At 66.7% G+C, this 17614-nt stretch carries 14 protein-coding genes; 9 read left to right on the top strand and 5 right to left on the bottom strand.

All coding sequences use genetic code 11. The features are described 5' to 3' along the window. The first annotated feature begins 52 nt into the window (after positions 1–52). The 9 genes from murJ to ACUVWL_RS11425 all read left to right on the top strand — a co-directional run bounded on the left by murJ (position 53) and on the right by ACUVWL_RS11425 (position 11379). Entirely contained in the window at positions 53–1657 is a 1605-nt protein-coding gene (gene murJ, locus ACUVWL_RS11465; protein WP_241884182.1) for a murein biosynthesis integral membrane protein MurJ, read from the top strand. Positions 1658–1732: 75 nt separating this feature from the next. Beyond that, the gene (locus ACUVWL_RS11460; protein WP_014646375.1) at positions 1733–2680 is read left to right on the top strand and encodes a bifunctional riboflavin kinase/FAD synthetase; all 948 of its coding nucleotides are present in this window, start codon (positions 1733–1735) and stop codon (positions 2678–2680) included. Next, complete coding sequence (gene ileS, locus ACUVWL_RS11455) at positions 2677–5508, top strand: isoleucine--tRNA ligase (protein ID WP_445978358.1); 2832 nt, start codon at positions 2677–2679, stop codon at positions 5506–5508. Before ACUVWL_RS11460 ends, ileS begins: the two co-directional genes overlap by 4 nt. Next, the gene (gene lspA / locus ACUVWL_RS11450; protein ID WP_032956391.1) at positions 5508–6032 is read left to right on the top strand and encodes a signal peptidase II; all 525 of its coding nucleotides are present in this window, start codon (positions 5508–5510) and stop codon (positions 6030–6032) included. Before ileS ends, lspA begins: the two co-directional genes overlap by 1 nt. A 27-nt stretch (positions 6033–6059) precedes the next feature. Continuing rightward, on the top strand, positions 6060–7010 hold the full coding sequence (gene ispH / locus ACUVWL_RS11445; RefSeq protein ID WP_005408565.1) for a 4-hydroxy-3-methylbut-2-enyl diphosphate reductase: 951 nt from the start codon (positions 6060–6062) through the stop codon (positions 7008–7010). A 503-nt stretch (positions 7011–7513) separates the two neighbouring features. After that, on the top strand, positions 7514–8089 hold the full coding sequence (locus ACUVWL_RS11440; protein WP_160314641.1) for a hypothetical protein: 576 nt from the start codon (positions 7514–7516) through the stop codon (positions 8087–8089). After that, the gene (locus ACUVWL_RS11435) at positions 8070–8648 is read left to right on the top strand and encodes a hypothetical protein (RefSeq protein WP_046429524.1); all 579 of its coding nucleotides are present in this window, start codon (positions 8070–8072) and stop codon (positions 8646–8648) included. Before ACUVWL_RS11440 ends, ACUVWL_RS11435 begins: the two co-directional genes overlap by 20 nt. Positions 8649–8809: 161 nt before the next feature. Then, positions 8810–10693 carry a M61 family metallopeptidase gene (locus ACUVWL_RS11430; protein ID WP_014646379.1) on the top strand — a complete coding sequence of 628 codons (1884 nt, stop codon included), beginning with the start codon at positions 8810–8812 and terminating at the stop codon, positions 10691–10693. After that, a complete protein-coding gene (locus ACUVWL_RS11425) occupies positions 10690–11379 on the top strand; it encodes a lysoplasmalogenase (protein ID WP_445978357.1) in 690 nt (229 codons plus the stop codon). The genes ACUVWL_RS11430 and ACUVWL_RS11425 overlap by 4 nt, the downstream gene beginning before the upstream one ends. 59 nt (positions 11380–11438) lie before the next feature. Here the strand turns inward: ACUVWL_RS11425 and ACUVWL_RS11420 are convergent, their stop codons facing one another. From ACUVWL_RS11420 to ACUVWL_RS11400, 5 genes are read right to left on the bottom strand one after another with little or no spacing between them, the layout of a single operon-like run. Further along, complete coding sequence (locus tag ACUVWL_RS11420) at positions 11439–12146, bottom strand: hypothetical protein (RefSeq protein WP_049441217.1); 708 nt, start codon at positions 12144–12146, stop codon at positions 11439–11441. Continuing rightward, positions 12143–13099 carry a hypothetical protein gene (locus ACUVWL_RS11415; protein ID WP_046429530.1) on the bottom strand — a complete coding sequence of 319 codons (957 nt, stop codon included), beginning with the start codon at positions 13097–13099 and terminating at the stop codon, positions 12143–12145. The genes ACUVWL_RS11420 and ACUVWL_RS11415 overlap by 4 nt, the downstream gene beginning before the upstream one ends. A 45-nt stretch (positions 13100–13144) precedes the next feature. Then, on the bottom strand, positions 13145–15943 hold the full coding sequence (locus ACUVWL_RS11410) for a TonB-dependent receptor plug domain-containing protein (protein WP_445978356.1): 2799 nt from the start codon (positions 15941–15943) through the stop codon (positions 13145–13147). Between the two features lie 14 nt (positions 15944–15957). Then, positions 15958–16926 carry a FecR family protein gene (locus ACUVWL_RS11405; protein WP_014646384.1) on the bottom strand — a complete coding sequence of 323 codons (969 nt, stop codon included), beginning with the start codon at positions 16924–16926 and terminating at the stop codon, positions 15958–15960. After that, positions 16923–17423: an RNA polymerase sigma factor gene (locus ACUVWL_RS11400; RefSeq protein ID WP_229653741.1), complete on the bottom strand. Its 501-nt coding sequence runs from the start codon at positions 17421–17423 to the stop codon at positions 16923–16925. Before ACUVWL_RS11400 ends, ACUVWL_RS11405 begins: the two co-directional genes overlap by 4 nt. Between the last annotated feature and the right edge of the window lie 191 nt (positions 17424–17614).

The following is a 17614-nucleotide window of genomic DNA, read 5'->3' as shown; positions in this document are numbered from 1 at the left end:
AAATGCACGTCAAGTCGATTGTCAAGAGGGACGCTGAGTGAGTTCACCGAAGATGTTGCGGGGCCTGCTGTCGTTCAGCAGCATGACCATGGTCTCGCGGGTTCTCGGACTTGTCCGGGATCAGGTGATCACTACCACGTTCGGCACCAATGCGGTTACCGATGCGTTCTGGGTTGCCTTCAGGATACCCAATTTCCTGCGCCGGTTGTTCGCGGAGGGGTCCTTCTCCACCGCCTTCGTGCCGGTGTTCACCGAGGTGAAGGAGACCCGCAGCCACGCCGAACTGCGTGAGCTGATGTCCCGGACCGCCGGCACCCTGGGCGGGGTGCTGATGCTGGTCACCGCCCTGGCGCTGATCTTCGCGCCGCAGCTGGCGGTGGCATTCTCAAGTGGTGCTGACACCGACCCGGTCAAGCAGACCCTGCTGGTCGACCTGTTCCGCCTGACCTTCCCGTTCCTGCTGTTCGTGTCGCTGACCGCGCTGGCCGGCGGTGCGCTGAACAGCTTCCAGCGCTTCGCGATGCCGGCGCTGACCCCGGTCATCCTCAACCTGTGCATGATCGCCGGTGCGCTGTGGCTGGCGCCGCGGCTGGGCGGCACCCCGGAGAAGCAGATCCTGGCGCTGGGCTGGGCGGTGCTGGCGGCCGGTCTCCTGCAGTTGCTGTTCCAGCTGCCCTCGCTGAAGGGCATCAACCTGCTGACCCTGCCGCGCTGGGGCTGGAACCATCCGGGCGTGCGCAAGGTGCTGACGCTGATGGTGCCGACGCTGTTCGGTTCGTCGGTGGCGCAGATCAACCTGCTGCTGGATACCCTCATCGCGGCCAAGCTGACCGACGGCTCGCAGTCCTGGCTGTCGCTGGCCGATCGCTTCCTGGAGCTGCCGCTGGGCGTGTTCGGCGTGGCGCTGGGCACGGTGATCCTGCCGGCGCTGGCCCGCCACCATGTCAGCACCGACCGCGAGGGCTTCTCGCGCTCGCTGGACTGGGGCCTGCGCATGACCCTGCTGATCTCGGTGCCGGCGATGCTGGGCCTGGTGCTGCTGGCCGAGCCGCTGATCGCCACCCTGTTCCAGTACCGCCAGTTCACCGCGTTCGATACCCGCATGACCGCGCTGTCGGTGTATGGCCTGAGCTTCGGCCTGCCGGCGTTCGCCCTGCTCAAGGTGGTGTTGCCGGCCTTCTACGCCCGCCAGGACACCAAGACCCCGGTGCGCGCCGGTGTTGCCGCGCTGGTGGCCAACATGGTGTTCAACTTCGCCCTGCTGGCCGTGCTGTACCAGGTGATGGTGCCGGACGAGCTGAAGGCACAGGGCGTGATGGCGGCCATCGGCAAGCAGCCGGGCCTGCACCTGGCGCTGGGCATTGCCAGTGCGCTGTCCAGTTACCTGAACCTGGGCCTGCTCTGGTACTGGCTGGGCAAGACCGACGTCTACCAGCGGCGGCCGGGCTGGGGCGGCTATCTGGTGCGGCTGGGGGTGGCCTGCGTGGCCATGGTCGGCGTGCTGCTGGCCCTGCTGCACTGGGTCCCCGACTTCACCGGCATGGACAAATGGCACCGTATCGGTGGCCTGATGCTGCTGGTCGGCGGCGGCGGCGCGACCTACGTGGTGGCCATGCTGGCGATGGGCTTCCGCCCGCGCGACCTGCGCGGGCATTGATCGCGGTCCGTGGCGGCTATACTTCAGGGTTACACCATTGAAGCGGCGGCCCCGGTCGGGCCGGAACGAGAGTTGATGAGCAGGCTGTTCAGAAGCGTCGAGGGCGGGGAGCTGTTCCCCAACGGAAGCGTGGTCTGTATCGGTGCATTCGACGGCCTCCACCTGGGCCATCGTGCGCTGGTCCGCCACGCGGTTGCCCGCGCGCGCGCCTTGGGCGTGGCCGCAGTGGCCGTGGCATTCGAGCCGCTGCCGCGTGAATTCTTCGCCCAGGGCACGCCGCCGCCGCGGCTGACCCTGGCGCGCAGCAAGGTCGAGATCCTGCGCGAGCTCGGCGTCGATGCGATCGGCCTGCTGCGTTTCGACGCGGCGATGGCGGCGATGCCGGCCGAGACCTTCGTGCGCCGGTTGCTGGTGCACCGGCTGGGCGCCCGCGAAGTGTGGATCGGGCCCGAGTTCTGCTTCGGCAACCGCCGCCGCGGTGATCTGGCACTGCTGCAGGAGATGGGCGCCGAACTCGGCTTCACCGCGGGCGAGATCGAAGCGGTGGACCTGCATGGCGAGCGCATCTCCAGCACCCGCATCCGCCAGCTGCTGCAGGAGGGCGATTTCGCCCGCGCCAACGACCTGCTCGGCCGCCCCTACGCGATCAGCGGGCGGGTGGTGCGCGGGCGCCAGCTCGGCCGTACGCTGGGCTTCCCCACCGCCAACCTGCGCTTCCCGAAGACCCCGGCACTGTCGGGCATCTACGCGACCTGGGTGCACGGCGTGTTCGACCAGCCCTGGCCTTCGGTGTCCAGCTTCGGTACGCGGCCGACGGTGGAGGGCGTGGAGCCGCTGCTGGAAGCCCACCTGTTCGATTTCCAGGGCGACCTGTACGGCCGCCACATCGACGTGGAGTTCGTCGCCAAGCTGCGCGACGAAGAGAAATTCAATGATCTGGCGGCGCTGACCGACCAGATGCACCGCGACGCCGAACAGGCGCGCGCCATCCTTTCCGAACATAGATTGCGAGCCACTGCGTGAGCCAGGACTACAAGACCACCCTGAACCTGCCAGCCACCGAATTCCCGATGCGCGGCGACCTGCCCAAGCGCGAGCCGGGCATTCTGGCGCGGTGGGAAGAGCAGGGGCTCTACCAGCAGCTGCGCGACAACGCCGCCGGCCGCCCGTTGTTCGTGCTGCATGACGGCCCGCCATACGCCAACGGCCGCATCCACCTGGGCCACGCGGTCAACAAGATCCTGAAGGACATCATCGTCAAGTCGCGCTACCTGGCCGGCTTCGATGCGCCCTACGTGCCGGGCTGGGACTGCCATGGCCTGCCGATCGAGATCGCGGTCGAGAAGAAGTGGGGCAAGGTCGGCACCAAGCTTGACGCCGTCGAATTCCGCCAGAAGTGCCGCGAGTTCGCCGAAGAGCAGATCAACATCCAGCGCGTGGACTTCAAGCGCCTGGGCGTGACCGGTGACTGGGACAACCCGTACAAGACCCTGAGCTTCGATTTCGAAGCCAACGAGATCCGCGCGCTGGCCAAGGTCGTGGCCAACGGCCACCTGGTCCGCGGCGCCAAGCCGGTGTACTGGTGCTTCGACTGTGGCTCGGCGCTGGCCGAGGCCGAGATCGAGTACCAGGAAAAGGAATCGCCGGCGATCGACGTCGCCTACGCTGCACGCGATGCGCAGGCCATCGGCCAGGCGTTCGGCGTGAGCGTGCCGGTCGACGTCGAAGTGGCCGTACCGATCTGGACCACCACGCCGTGGACGCTGCCGGCCTCGCTGGCGGTGTCGCTGGGCGCGGAGATCAACTATGTGCTGGCCGAAGGCCCGGCCCACAACGGCAAGCGCCGCTGGCTGGTGCTGGCCGCGGCCCTGGCCGAGCGCGCGCTGCAGCGCTATGGCGTGGACGAAGTGGTGCTGCACGGTGAAACCACCGGCGCTGCGCTGGAAAACCAGCTGCTGGCGCATCCGTTCTACCCGGAGCGCGAGATCCTGGTGCTCAATGGCGACCACGTCTCCGACGAGGACGGTACCGGTGCGGTGCACACCGCCCCCGGCCACGGCCAGGAAGACTTCGTGGTCAGCCAGAAGTACGGCCTGCTGGACAAGTACAACGCTGGCCAGGTCACTCCGATCGACGGCCGCGGCGTGTACCTGGAATCGACCCCGCCGGCCGGTGACGTGGTGCTGGCGGGCCAGCACCTGTGGAAGGCGCAGGAGGCCATCGTCGGCGTGCTGCGCGACAACGGTTCGCTGCTGGCGTTCCATCCGATCCGCCACAGCTACCCGCACTGCTGGCGCCACAAGACGCCGGTGGTGTTCCGCGCCACCCCGCAGTGGTTCATCTCGATGGACAAGGCCAACCTGCGCAACGATGCGCTGGCCGCCATCGACACCGTCGGCTGGTTCCCGACCTGGGGCAAGGCGCGCATCCAGAGCATGGTCGACGGTCGCCCGGACTGGACCATCTCGCGCCAGCGCACCTGGGGCGTGCCGATCGCACTGTTCACCCACCGCCAGACCGGCGAGATCCATCCGCGTTCGGTGGAGCTGATGCAGCAGGTCGCCGACCGCGTCGAAGCCGAGGGCATCGACGTGTGGTATTCGCTGGACGCCGCCGAACTGCTCGGTGCCGACGCGGCCGACTACGAGAAGGTCACCGACATCCTCGACGTCTGGTTCGATTCGGGCGTGACCCATGAAGGCGTTCTCGCCGCGCGTGGCTTCGGCAAGCCGGCCGACCTGTACCTGGAAGGGTCCGACCAGCACCGCGGCTGGTTCCAGTCCTCGCTGCTGACCGGCGTGGCGATCGACAAGCGCGCCCCGTACAAGCAGTGCCTGACCCACGGCTTCACCGTGGACGAGCACGGCCGCAAGATGTCCAAGTCGCTGGGCAACGGTATCGAGCCGCAGGACATCATGAACAAGCTGGGCGCGGACATCCTGCGCCTGTGGATCGCCTCGGCCGACTACAGCAACGAGATGTCGCTGTCGCAGGAGATCCTCAAGCGCAACGCCGACGCCTACCGCCGCCTGCGCAACACCGCACGCTTCCTGCTCGGCAACCTGGACGGTTTCGATCCGGCCCAGCACCTGCGTCCGCTCGACCAGATGGTCGCGCTGGACCGCTGGATCGTGCATCGCGCGTGGGAGCTGCAGGAGAAGATCAAGGCGGCCTACGACGGCTACAACATGGCCGAGATCGTGCAGTTGCTGCTGAACTTCTGCAGCGTGGACCTGGGCTCGCTGTACCTGGACGTGACCAAGGACCGCCTGTACACGATGCCGACCGATTCGCACGGTCGCCGTTCGGCACAGAGCGCGATGTACCACATCGCCGAAGCGTTCACCCGCTGGGTTGCGCCGATCCTGACCTTCACCGCCGACGAGCTGTGGGGCTACCTGCCGGGCGAACACGCCGGCCACGTGCTGTTCACCACCTGGTACGACGGCCTGGCGCCGCTGCCGGCCGATGCCCAGCTCAACGCCACCGACTTCGACCAGCTGCTGGCCGTGCGCGAGCAGGTGGCCAAGGTGCTCGAGCCGATGCGTGCCAACGGCGCCATCGGTGCCGCGCTGGAAGCGGAGATCACCATTGCCGCCAACGAGGAGCAGGCCGCGAAGTGGCAGCCGCTGGCCGATGAACTGCGCTTCCTGTTCATCAGTGGCGACGTGCAGGTGCGCCCGGCGACCACCGACGAGGTGTTCGTCAGCGCCCAGCCGACCACCAAGGCCAAGTGCGTGCGCTGCTGGCACCACCGCGCCGACGTCGGCAGCAACGCCGACCATCCCGAGCTGTGCGGCCGTTGCGTGAGCAACGTGACCGGCGCCGGCGAAGTGCGGAGCTGGTTCTGATGGCCGCGCCCCGTCCGCATCCGAACGCCCTGGTCTGGCTGCTGCTGTCGGTGGCCATCATCGGCCTGGACCAGTGGTCCAAGGCCTGGGTGCTGTCCAGCCTGCCGGAGTTCCAGCCGGTGGTGGTCATCGACGGCTTCTGGAACTGGTACCGCACCTACAACACCGGCGCGGCATTCAGTTTCCTGAGCGACGCCGGTGGCTGGCAGAAGTACTTCTTCACCGCGCTGGCGATCGCCATCAGCGGGCTGATGGCGTGGTGGCTGCGCGGCACCGCCCGCGGCAACTGGAAGGCCGCGGTGCCGTATGCGCTGATCATCGGTGGCGCCATCGGCAACGTGATCGACCGCCAGGTGCACGGCCACGTGGTCGACTTCATCCAGTGGTATGTGGGCAGCTACACCTGGCCCTCGTTCAACATCGCCGACTCGGCCATCGTGGTGGGTGCCGTCGGCATCGCGCTGTTTGGCCTGTTCGACGGCAAGTCCGCCAAAAAGGCGGATAATGCCAACCCGAAACCGTAAGCCGGCTGCCGCCGGGAGACTGAACTGATGGATGTGCTGCTCGCCAACCCGCGTGGTTTCTGTGCCGGTGTCGATCGTGCGATCGAGATCGTCAAGCGCGCGATCGAAACGCTGGGCGCGCCCATCTATGTCCGCCATGAAGTGGTGCACAACCGCTTCGTGGTCGACGACCTGAAGCAGCGCGGCGCGATCTTCGTCGAAGAGCTCGACGAGGTTCCGGACAACAACACCGTGATCTTCAGCGCGCATGGCGTGTCCCAGGCCGTGCGTCAGGAAGCCGAGCGCCGTGGCCTGAAGGTGTTCGACGCCACCTGCCCGCTGGTGACCAAGGTCCACTTCGAGGTCGCGCGCCACTGCCGTGCCGGCCGTGACGTGGTGCTGATCGGCCACGCCGGTCACCCGGAAGTGGAGGGCACCATGGGCCAGTGGAACCGCGAAGCCGGGACCGGGCAGATCTACCTGGTCGAGGATGTCGAGCAGGTCGCGACGCTGCAGATCAACCAGCCGGAAAACTTCGCCTACACCACCCAGACCACGCTGTCGGTGGATGACACGCGCGGCATCATCGATGCGCTGCGCGAGCGGTTCCCTGCGATGCAGGGCCCGAAGAACGACGACATCTGCTACGCCACGCAGAACCGCCAGGATGCCGTGCGCGACCTGGCCAAGCGCTGCGACCTGGTGCTGGTGGTCGGTTCGCCGAACAGCTCCAACTCCAACCGTCTGAGCGAGCTGGCCCGCCGCGAAGGCGTGGAATCGTACCTGATCGATGGTGCGCACGAGATCGACCCGGCATGGGTGGCAGGCAAGCAGCACATCGGCGTGACCGCCGGCGCCTCGGCGCCGCAGGTGCTGGTCGATGGCGTGCTGGCGCGCCTGGCCGAGCTGGGCGCCACCGGCGTGGGCGAGCTGGACGGCGAACCGGAATCGATGGTGTTCGCGCTGCCGAAGGAACTGCGCCTGCGCCTGGTCGACTGACCGGGCCTGACTCTGGTGGGTGCGAACCTTGGTTCGCACTGCGCAATGCGCCTGCATGCGCATCATCCGCTCCATATCTGGATGGATGCTACAACCATGGCCTTTGGTGACGGTGCTGCGCCTGCTACTGGTCTGGCAGCGGGGCCTCTCTCATGGCTGGAACTTGTCTGATGATGAAGACCCGTGCTCTCGCGCCGCTCATGGCTTGTTTAACAGGGTGATCATTTTGACGTGAATGTGACGCACTGTGATGAGCGGTCGTATCGCCTGTATGACCCTGGAACCTCTCTGCGAGCATTCAGCGTTGTGGTCTCACGCCCCTAGCCCTTGCCCCTTGGTGCCGGAAAGTTCGAAGGCCTTCTCGTTTCAGGTGTGATCGGTTGCAGGTAGCGGAGTCTTTAGGAGTTTTCCTATAGAGAGAAAAGATCCTTAGCGCCAGGATTTGAGCCGGATCGCTGGGATCCGGGGAATGGGGCTGGAATATGGTATGGAAATACCTGATTTTGATCTTTTCACTTATTTGTCCCGTCTACGCGAAGGCGCAAACTTATCCTGTAACTGGTTTGGGCCAATGCGTAGACTTCATCTCCGCTGCATCCACAACACTTACCTCGCAGATCCAGGCTCATTCGGGCGTCAGGGCATATGGTCTCCCTCCCAGCTATGACCCGCTTACGGCGAAAATACTGGTTCCGCCGTACTCTTGTGATAGCTTTGATCTGCCCGGGCTCTACAAGACCGTAGGCTATCTCAGTCATGAGCTTGGTCATCACGTGGCTGGTGTTCCCAATATTGATGCTCCGATTACCAAGGCGCAGTACGTTGAAAGAAATTGTGTGTGGGAGGCCAAGGCCGTTGTCAATAACGCGGTCGTGAGTGATCAGATTCGAGGATTTTCGGAAGGAACCGTTGAGATTCCGCTGATTTCCGAGAATTCCGCTACGCTTTGGGGCATGTGGTCAAGTGGTGCTTCGCTTGTGGATATTGGCAAGGCATTCTGTGACAACAACCATGTCGCATCGGGGAAAACCTATACCAAGCAGCATGAGGACTACTACGATGCCAACTATCCTTGGTGAATTCGTGAGAGTGCCCCTGAAAGCACTACTCATCTTGTCTGCGGTCATTCCCCTCGCAGCGGTTGCGGTGACACCTCCTTCTCAAATGTGGAGTGCCGCCTCAAGGGACTCCCAACTGGCAGCACTGGATTACATCGAGAGGCTGGAGGTGGTGCGAAGTGCTGGGCCGCAGGCCGCCGCTGATGCATTGGGTATTGAGAATGGCTTCCGCGCGAACTCCGCTTCGGCTTCCGGCATCGCCCGCAATTTCGGCGATATCGCGCTTCTGCCCCAACTTGAACAGCGATCCGGCCAGGTAACGATCGTCGTGAAGGCGTCGGGCGGATGCATCGAGCGGGATGTTGCCAAGGCTAGACTGCTCCTCGGAAAAATCGTATGGGCGCCGTTGGCCGATTCCCCCGCGCCGGTGTTTGGTTATGCACACTTCCAGGGCGGCTCCGCATCGACAGTGTTTTTCGATGCGACCGGCTCCAAGTGCTTGACCGGTGTGAGGATCGAAGATCCGACGAGATTGAAGGGGGCCATTGAGGCGGCTTACAAAGAAGGCGCATCAAACTAGACTTCCCTTCCGGGCGGCTTGCCAGGCCGGCGATCGGTCTGGCAAGCACGTTCCCTCATGGATTTGCGTAGACAGTTCTCTCGCCCCATGACCTTTGGCCATGGGGCAGGGCACGGCACAGGCCTAGCATCGGAAGATTCTCCGTTGTTGGAAGTTGCCCGATGAAGACCCGAGCCCTGGCGATGTCGTTGCTGTTCGCGCTGGCGGCCACGCCTGCACTTGCGCAGACCTCGCCACCGGCCAACGCGGCAGCCCCAGGACTGCTGCGCATCGATGTGGACGCGCGCGATCTGGCCCGGCGCATCTTCAAGGTGACCGCCACCGTGCCGGCCAAGCCCGGCCCGATGACCCTGCTGTACCCGCAGTGGATTCCCGGCAACCATTCGCCCACCGGCCCGATCGACAAGCTGGCCGGCCTGCGCGTGACCGCCAACGGCAAGCCGCTGGCCTGGCAGCGCGATCAGTACAACGTCTATGCGTTCAAGGTGAACGTGCCCGAGGGCGCCAGCGAGATCGTCGCCCACTTCGATTTCCTGTCCTCGCAGGGCGGCAGCCAGGGCCGGGTGGTGATGACCCCGGAAATGCTCAACCTGCAGTGGAACGCCAACTCGCTGTATCCGGCCGGCATCGACGCGCGCCAGCTGCAGGCGCAGGCCAGCGTTACCCTGCCCAAGGGCTGGTCGTTCGCCACTGCATTGGAGACCGCGCGCCGCGACGGTGACACCGTGGTGTTCAAGCCGATCTCCTATGACCATCTGGTCGATTCGCCCTTGTTTGCCGGCGAGCACTACCAGCGCATCGATCTCGATCCGGGCGCGAAGGTGCCGGTGCACCTCAACGTGTTTGCCGACGACGCCAAATCGCTGAAGCCGAGCGAGGCGCAGATCACGATGCACCGCGCGCTGGTGCAGCAGGCCGACAAGCTCTACGGCGCGCGGCACTACAACCACTATGAGTTCCTGCTGGCATTGACGGACCGCCTCGGCGGCATCGGCCTGGAGCATCACCGTTCCAGTGAGAACAGCGCCGACCCGGGCTACTTCACCGAGTGGGACAACAACGCGTGGATGCGCGATCTGCTGCCGCACGAGTACACCCATTCCTGGAACGGCAAGTACCGTCGCGGCGCGGATCTCGCCACCGCCAACTTCAACACGCCGATGGGCGACAGCCTGCTGTGGGTCTACGAAGGCCAGACCCAGTTCTGGGGCCAGGTGCTGGCGGCGCGTTCAGGGCTGTGGTCGACCGCGCAGGCGCGCGACATGCTGGCCAACGTGGCCGCGACCTATGACCGTGGTCGCCCGGGCCTGGCCTGGCGGCCGCTGCAGGACACCACCAATGACCCGACCATCGCGCAGCGCCGCACGCTGCCTTACCGCAACTATCAGATGAGCGAGGACTACTACTCCGGCGGCCAGATGCTGTGGCTGGAAGTGGAGGGCAAGCTGCGCGAACTGAGCGGCAACCGGCGTAGCCTGGATGACTTCGCACGTGCGTTCTTCGGCGTCGGCAACGGCGACTGGGACGTCAACCCGTACACCTTCAACGACGTGGTCGCGACCTTGAACGGCATCGCGCCGTATGACTGGGCGACGTTCCTGCGCGGGCGGCTGGACGGCCACGGTTCGTTGACCGGCGGCCTGGAACTGGCGGGCTGGAAGCTGGTCTACCGCGATACGCCGAACGACGCCTACAAGGCACAGGAAAAACGCGCCAAGGCGGCGCTGCTCGCCTATTCGCTGGGCGCGACCGTGCTCGACAGCGGTGTGGTCGGCGACGTGATCTGGGACAGCCCGGCGTTCAATGCCGGCCTGGCGCCGGGCATGAAGGTGATTGCCGTTGGCGGGCGCGAGTACAGCAGCCAGCGCTTGAAGGATGCGGTAGCTGCGGCGGCGAAGGACAAGGCGCCGATCGTGCTGCTGGTGAAGCAGTTCGACCGCATCGAAACGATGAACATCGCCTACCACGGTGGCCTGCAGTACCCGGTGCTGGAGCGTATCGCCGGCAAGCCTGACCGCCTTGCGGACCTGTGGAAGGCACGATGAAACCGCGCGCCCGCGATGGCGTGATCCTGTTGATGGCGATCCTCGCCATCCTCGGTGCGTTCCTGCACGGCGACGGGCGCTGGCTGCATTGGCTGGCCAAGCCGACCACCACGCTGCTGATCGCTGGCATCGCCTGGCGCGTGCATGATCCAGCGCAGCCGTTCTACCGACGCGCGGTGCTGGCTGGCATGCTGCTGTCGTGCGTGGGGGATATCGCGCTGATGTTGCCGGTGGATGCGTTCGTGCCGGGGCTGGTCGCGTTCCTGCTGGCGCACCTCTGCTACATCGTCGCCTTCCGCGATGGCCTGCGTGCCGGGCGTGGCCTGCTCGCCGCCAGCGTCCGGCTCGGTGCGTTCGCTGTACTCAATGTACTTGGTCTGTGGCCGCACCTGCCCGCACCGATGCGCATTCCGGTGCTGGCATACGTGGTGGTGCTGGCCTCGATGGCGGTCTTGGCGCTCGCACGCCAGTGGCGGCGACCGCACACCGATGCAATGGATGCCAGCAGCTCCCGCTGGGCGGCCGCCGGTGCGCTGCTGTTCGTCGCCAGCGACTCGCTGCTGGCCTGGGACCGCTTCGCCGGCGGCCTGCCACTGGCCAGCCTGCTGGTGCTGTCCACCTACTACGGCGCGCAGTACGCCATCGCCCGCTCCGTGAAACAGCAAAAAGGGGACGGAGGGGATTAAGTCGCAGACGGCACCAAGGCACAAGCGACTTAATCCCCTCCGTCCCCTTTTCGCGTTGACTATCGGAGGGTCGCGTTGCCGGAACGGCCTTGTGCGTCGAAAGAGAGTCGTGCGGACTGGCGATCACCGGCGACCTCGTCCGGCAGCCAGACCAGAGTGCCACCCTTGCGCACGATCACATAGACGTGGCCGACTTCACCGGGAGTGCCCATCAATGCGTTGCGCTGTGCCTGCAGTGCCTGGGCCACGCGCGGCACCGCCTCGAAATCGATGTTGGCCAGCGCCGTGCTGCTGCGGCGCAGGGTGATGGTGGGCGCGAAGCGCTGCGGATTGACCGGGTCGCCCTTGCGCCACTGGCCGCGTTCGAAGTGGTAGCTGTCCACGCGTGACGGCTGCTGCGGATCCACCAGGTCCAGATTGATCCGGCCATCGTCGTAGAAGTGGATGCTGTGGAATACCGTCAGCCGGTGCCCGGCCAGCGCAGGCATCTGTTCCAGTGCCTGGCGGGCGGCCAGCAGGTAGTCCGCATCGAACAACCGGTTGTTGCGTTCGGGCACCGGCGGCAACCGCGGCTCGGTCATCGGCGCGAGCGAAGCGGGCCTCTCGCGCGCTGGCGGCATGGCGATCGGCGCGCTTGCGCTGTTGGCCTGCACCGAATGGCCCAGTGTTTCGCCCAGCGTCTGCAGGGCTCCGCCTGCCACGGCGACGCCGGCCAGCACCAGCAACACCACGGAGAACACCAGCCGGGTCGAGGGCGGTTGCTTCATACACCCTCCAGGCGAACGTTGCGGCGATCTTCCGGGTCGTACAACAGCGTGACCCGCTCGCGCGGAAGATTGGCCAGCTCGATCAACGGGATGAAGCGGCGCACGCTCACCTGCTGCACGCCACCTTCGCGGTCGATGTATTCCAGCTGGAACTCCACCTGCGGCTGCTCGTTGAGATAGGTGCCGGTCTGGCGCAGCTTCAGCACCTTCGCATCCACGCCGATGCCGCGATACTTCAGCGCGTCACCGCGGGCGTCGGCCTGCAGCAGCCGGCCGAGCAGGCGCAGGCCCAGCGCGTAGCCGCACAACACCAGCGGGCACACCAGCAGCGGATGACCGAGCGACAGGAAGGTCCAGCCCAGTCCCTCACTCTGCAGCCGATAGGCGGCCACATAGGCACTGGCCACCGCCACGATGCCGATCGCTGCGCCGACACCACGACGCCAGAGGCTGGCGACATCCAGTTCGGGCTGCGCCCCCTCCAGCACCACGTTGGGGAACGCGCCCGGCATCCGGCTCAGGCGTACCTCGATACGCTGGCCGGCAACGAAACGCTGCAGTTGCGGCTTGCTGTCCACCACCAGCATCTGTTCGTTGATGGGCGTGCCGGACAGGTTCTGGAAGCCCAGCTGCAGCTTCCACTGCGCGAAGCCGCGCACGTGCACGCCGGTCTGCTCGGCCTGTTCGATCAACGCGTCGCGCGGCTCACCGCCGGCCAGGATGGTGCGCACCCGATGCAGCGCGCGCGGCGGGCCCAGCAGCAGGTAGTGCAGGAAGGCGAGCAGCAGGGCCAGCCACAGGATCACCGACAGCGCGAGCAGCAGCAGGGCCAGCCATGGCGCGCTGCGGTCGGCCAGTTGCACCGGCCACGACGTGCCGACATAGAGGATGCAGGGGAAGGGCAACGCGAAGAACAGCAGGAACGCGCCCCAGAACCAGAGATAGGCCTTCATGGGGTGGTGGGGAACCGATGGAACAGGGCGCGTAGGGTACTACGCTCAGCGGATCTGCAGGGTCAGCAGGAAGTAGCGGCCGAGCGGATCGTCCAGCCCCGGCATCTGGCCACCGTTGCCGACCAGATAGTTCACCGGTTGCGTGTCGAGCACGTTGTGCACGTCCAGCGCGGCGACCACGCGCGGCCCCAGGCGTCGTGCGAGATGCAGGTTCCAGCGCAGCTGCCGGGGGTTCATGCAGTGGTTCTGCTCGCGCTGTTCCTCCGGGCATTCCGCACCGGGCAGCCAGGCGCGCGTGCGCCCCACCTGGTTGCCGCGCAGGGCGATGTCCCAGTTGCTGTTCTGCCACTGCACGTTCAGCACGGCGGCCATCGTCGGCGTGACATGGCCGCGCAGGTCCACCGTTGCATCATGGCCACGTTCGCGGCGCAGTTCCTGCTGCTTCAGCGCATCGAGCGAGAACAGCCACTGGCCGGTGCTGCCGGTATCGATGTGGTACTCCCCGCGCAGTACAAAGTTGCGCGAGGTGGTGCGGCCGATGTTGTCGAAGGACAGGCGCAGGTTGCTCAGCTGGCCGTCCTCGTCCAGCTCCCAGGTGCCGGGGTTCCACACCGCGTCGGCCGGTTGCAGGGCCAGGATCTCGTTGCGCAGTTCGACGATGTTGTGGGTGAGTGACAGCGAGAACGTATCGGTCGGCGTCCAGGTCGCGGCCAGGGAATGGCTGCGCGACCGCTCGGCCTTCAACGCATCGTTCTCCACCACGTCCACGGTGACGCTGCAGCGCCCGTTGCCGCTGCTCTGCGCGCAGTCGGGCAGGGCGCTGGAGGCCGGCAGCTCGATCGCACCGAAATAGCCCGGGGGGCGCCGCTGCTCGAACAGGCTGGGCGCACGGTAGCCGCGCCCGCTGGCAAGCAGGAAGGACCACCGGGGCGTGGGGCTCCAGCGCAGGCCAACACGGGGTGAAAAGGCCTGGTAGTCGCCATCGCGGTCCCAGCGTGCTGCCAGGTCCATGCGCAGCGTGTGCGCCAGGGGCAGGCCGAGTTCGGCGTAGGCGCCGCCACTGCGGCGCGCCAGGTGGCGCTGCTCCTGCGGCAGGCCCAGCGCCAGGTCACCCTGGCTCAGCAGGGCGTCGGGATGCGAGGTCCAGCGCTCCTGGCGCAGGTCGATGCCGGTGGCCAGCTGTGCAGCACCGCCGGCCAATGGCATCAGCTCCCGCTGCATGCCCCACCAGCCCTGCCACTGCTCGGTGCGCCCGCGATTGCGGATCGACGGGAACAACTGCTCGGCCGCGCCCGCCGGCAACGAGGTGAAGCCGGGCAGGAAATCCAGTGTCTCGGCGACCCGCAGCAGGGGCTCGGCGCGCACGGTGCCCGACGTGGACAGGCTGACATCGCTGCGTTGTGCGCTGATGCCGGCATCCCAGCTGCGCCGGCCCTGGTCGCGGCCAATGCCGAAGGTGACGTCGGCGTCGGTGGCACGTACATGCGGACGCACGTTGCCGGCTTCGCGCAGCACGCTGTTGAAGGTGAACCCGTACAGGCCGATGGCAACGGCGGTTGGACCAAGGTCGAAGCGTTGCCGGTTGTGGCTGGCCCGCGCCTCGGCGTAGGCATAGCGACCTTCGCCGCGCTCATGCCGGTAGCGCAGGTAGGTCGAGGCGGTATCCGAGGCCGGTTGCAGCGAGCGTGGTCGGGCGCTGTCGAACCAGCAGGCACCATCGCGCCGCGTCAATGGGCCTTCGCAGCGTTCTGCCGGCCAGTAGCGTCCATCGCGGAACGCGCCGATCAGGTACTGCGAGGTTTCCGCATGCCATTGGCGGCGATCACCGGCCACGTGGTCGATGCGGTGCAGGTCGATGCCGGCGAACCAGCGGTCCCCTCCGTCGCGCACGCCGCCGGTGGCCGCCTGCACGCGATACTGGCCAGCGTCGCCGCGCCCGCTCAGGCCGGTCTGCAGCATGGCTTCCGGGCCGTCAGCCTGGTCGCGCAGGATGATGTTGACCACGCCGGACATCGCGTCGGCGCCATAGATGGCCGAGGCGCCGCCACGTACCAGCTCGATGCGTTCGACGAAGCTGAGCGGAATTCCCCCAAGATCGGTGAGCCCACCCTGTTCCAGCGACACCATGGGATAGCGTGGCAGGCGCCGGCCATTGACCAGGAACAGGGTCGCACGCGGGCCCATGCCGTCCAGGCTGGTGGTGGTGGCCGCACCCACCGGCAGGTACTGCGAATCGCCACTGCGCGAGGTGCTCATCGCCGGGTGGCCGTTCATGCCCGGCAAGTGCCGCAGCAGGTCGAACAGGCTGCCGTAGCCGCTGCGCAGGATGTCATCGCGGTCGATGATGGTGACCGGCAGCGTGGTCTGCACGGAGGTGCGCGGCAGCCGGCTGCCGGTGACATGGATCGGCGCCAGTTCCACCTGCGGCGGCGCGTCGGCGGATTTGTGTGGCGAACGTGCTGCGGGCGTGGCGCGTGCCGCGACCGACGGTGGCGATGGTGGCGCGGGGCGGGTGCGGCGGACGACGAATCCGCCAGCAGGCGTACGCAGGATGTTCACCGGCATGCCCGCGACCAGTTCCTTCAGGGCCGCAGCCGCATCGCGGTGGCCATGGGTGCCGGCCGTGCGCAGGCCATCCAGCTCACGCGCATCGAACAGCAGGGCAATGCCGCTCTGTCGCGCCCATTGCTGCAGGGCCGGCGCCAGCGGGCCTGAGCCAACATCGACCTCCAGGGTGCCCGCTTGCTCGGCCGCAGCGGCAGACGGCAGCGCGGGGATGCCCAACGCGAGGCAGAACAGGGTGCGGAGCAGCAGCCCCCCCTGCAGCGCGCCCGGTACTGCCATCACCGCAGGCCTCCTCAGTACGTGCGGCGCAGTTCCAGCGCGCCATCCGGTCGCGTCTGGCCAGCCACCGACCAGCCCAGTTCCAGTGCCGACAGCAGTTCCTGCGCGTCGCCGGCACGGAAGGTGCCGCTTACCGCCAGGCTGGCGATCTCCGGATCGGCGATCACCAGCGGCGTGTGGCCGTAGCGGTTCATGCGTTCGACCACGATCGATAGCGGTGTGGCATCGAACACCAGCTGTCCCTGCAGCCAGCCTTCAGCGGCGGCATTGGACGACAGTGCCGGACCGGGCTGGATGCGGCCCGACGGCAGTACCTGCAGTTGCTGGCCGGGCGCCAGGGTGTGCTGGGTGCCCCCGCTGCTGACTTCCACCGCACCTTCCAGCAGTGCGACTTCGACCAGGCCATCATGCAGGCGTTCCACCTGGAAGGTGGTGCCGATGTCGCGGATGGTGCTGTCGCCGGCGCGCAGCTGCAGGGCCTTGCCCGACGGTGCGACCTGCAGCTGCAGGCGGCCACGTTCCAGCACCAGGTTGCGATGGCGCCAACCGAAACGGGCGTGCAGGGTGGTGCCCGCATCCAGCGTGGCCACGCTGCCATCGGCCAGCGTCTGCAGCCGGGGCTGGTGGGAATCGTTGGCATAGCGCAGCGGCGTGGGGTTGCCGTCGACGGCAATCATCCAGCCGATCCCGATGGCCAGGCAGACGCCTGCGGCAGCGGCCACTGCCGGCAGCCAGCGACGCGGCGCCGGCCGTGCAGCACGTGCCGCGGCGGTGCGCAGCCACGGGTCGGCGGCCAGTTCCTCGCCCTGCTGGAACAGGGTCTCGGCCTGGATCCAGGCGGTGACATGGGCCGGGTCCTCGGCCAACCAGTCCTCGAACGTCTCGCGCTCGCCCGGCGTACAGTCCGGAGCCTCCAGCCGCGCCACCCAGGCGCTGGCGCGTTCGAACAGCTGCGTATCTTCCCTGGGCCTGGCGTGACTCATCCGTTGTCCCTGTCGTTGTGCAGCGGATCCGTTCCGAGTTCCTGGCGCAGGCCCTGCAGGGCGCGGGCGATGTGTTTTTCCACGGTCTTGGCAGTAATTCCACAGTGCCGCGCGATCTGCGTATAGCTCATGCCGGTGATCCGGTTGAGCAGGTACACCTCGCGCGCGCGCTCGGGCAGCTTGAACAGGGCCTGCCGCAGCAGGGACAGCATCTGCCCGGACTCGGCCTGGCGCAATGGATCGGGCGACGTGCTGGAAGGCTCGTTGCCGCCATCATGTTCGGCGAGGGACAGATGCGGCCGCGACTGCGACGAACGGCCGCGGTCTGCCAGGCGGTTGCGGGCGATACGATACAGCAGCAGCCGCAGCTCGTCGGCACTGTGCGCGCGATAGCGGATCAGCCGCTCCATGCAGTCCTGCGCGATGTCCTCGGCATCCTCCGGCCCGACACCGCGCGTGCGCAGGAACGCACACAACGGCGCGCGTTCCTCCCGCACGAACGCAATGAACGCGTCCGCCGGCGCGGACAGGTCCGGCGCGCGATGGATCAGAGGAGAGGGGGCGGACAGGGCTGGCCTCGGACGTCGGTGGCGGGTACGTCTTCGAGTTTTACGCGACGATGACCGGATGGGGAAGAGTGTGCGTGGCCCACGAATCCATTGTGAATGCGTTCATGTTTCGAGGGGCG

The sequence above is a fragment of the Stenotrophomonas muris genome (genome assembly GCF_052751275.1).
Note: the sequence above shows the minus strand (reverse complement) of the source record. Positions and strands in the feature narration are given on the sequence as shown.

Excerpts from the sequence above, each read along its gene's own strand:
- murJ (WP_241884182.1), top strand. The coding sequence starts at position 53 with ATGTTGCGGGGCCTGCTGTCGTTCAGCAGCATGACCATGGTCTCGCGG.
- ACUVWL_RS11460 (WP_014646375.1), top strand. The coding sequence starts at position 1,733 with ATGAGCAGGCTGTTCAGAAGCGTCGAGGGCGGGGAGCTGTTCCCCAAC.
- lspA (WP_032956391.1), top strand. The coding sequence starts at position 5,508 with ATGGCCGCGCCCCGTCCGCATCCGAACGCCCTGGTCTGGCTGCTGCTG.
- ispH (WP_005408565.1), top strand. The coding sequence starts at position 6,060 with ATGGATGTGCTGCTCGCCAACCCGCGTGGTTTCTGTGCCGGTGTCGAT.
- ACUVWL_RS11435 (WP_046429524.1), top strand. The coding sequence starts at position 8,070 with ATGCCAACTATCCTTGGTGAATTCGTGAGAGTGCCCCTGAAAGCACTA.
- ACUVWL_RS11430 (WP_014646379.1), top strand. The coding sequence starts at position 8,810 with ATGAAGACCCGAGCCCTGGCGATGTCGTTGCTGTTCGCGCTGGCGGCC.
- ACUVWL_RS11425 (WP_445978357.1), top strand. The coding sequence starts at position 10,690 with ATGAAACCGCGCGCCCGCGATGGCGTGATCCTGTTGATGGCGATCCTC.
- ACUVWL_RS11420 (WP_049441217.1), bottom strand. The coding sequence starts at position 12,146 with ATGAAGCAACCGCCCTCGACCCGGCTGGTGTTCTCCGTGGTGTTGCTG.
- ACUVWL_RS11415 (WP_046429530.1), bottom strand. The coding sequence starts at position 13,099 with ATGAAGGCCTATCTCTGGTTCTGGGGCGCGTTCCTGCTGTTCTTCGCG.
- ACUVWL_RS11410 (WP_445978356.1), bottom strand. The coding sequence starts at position 15,943 with ATGGCAGTACCGGGCGCGCTGCAGGGGGGGCTGCTGCTCCGCACCCTG.
- ACUVWL_RS11405 (WP_014646384.1), bottom strand. The coding sequence starts at position 16,926 with ATGAGTCACGCCAGGCCCAGGGAAGATACGCAGCTGTTCGAACGCGCC.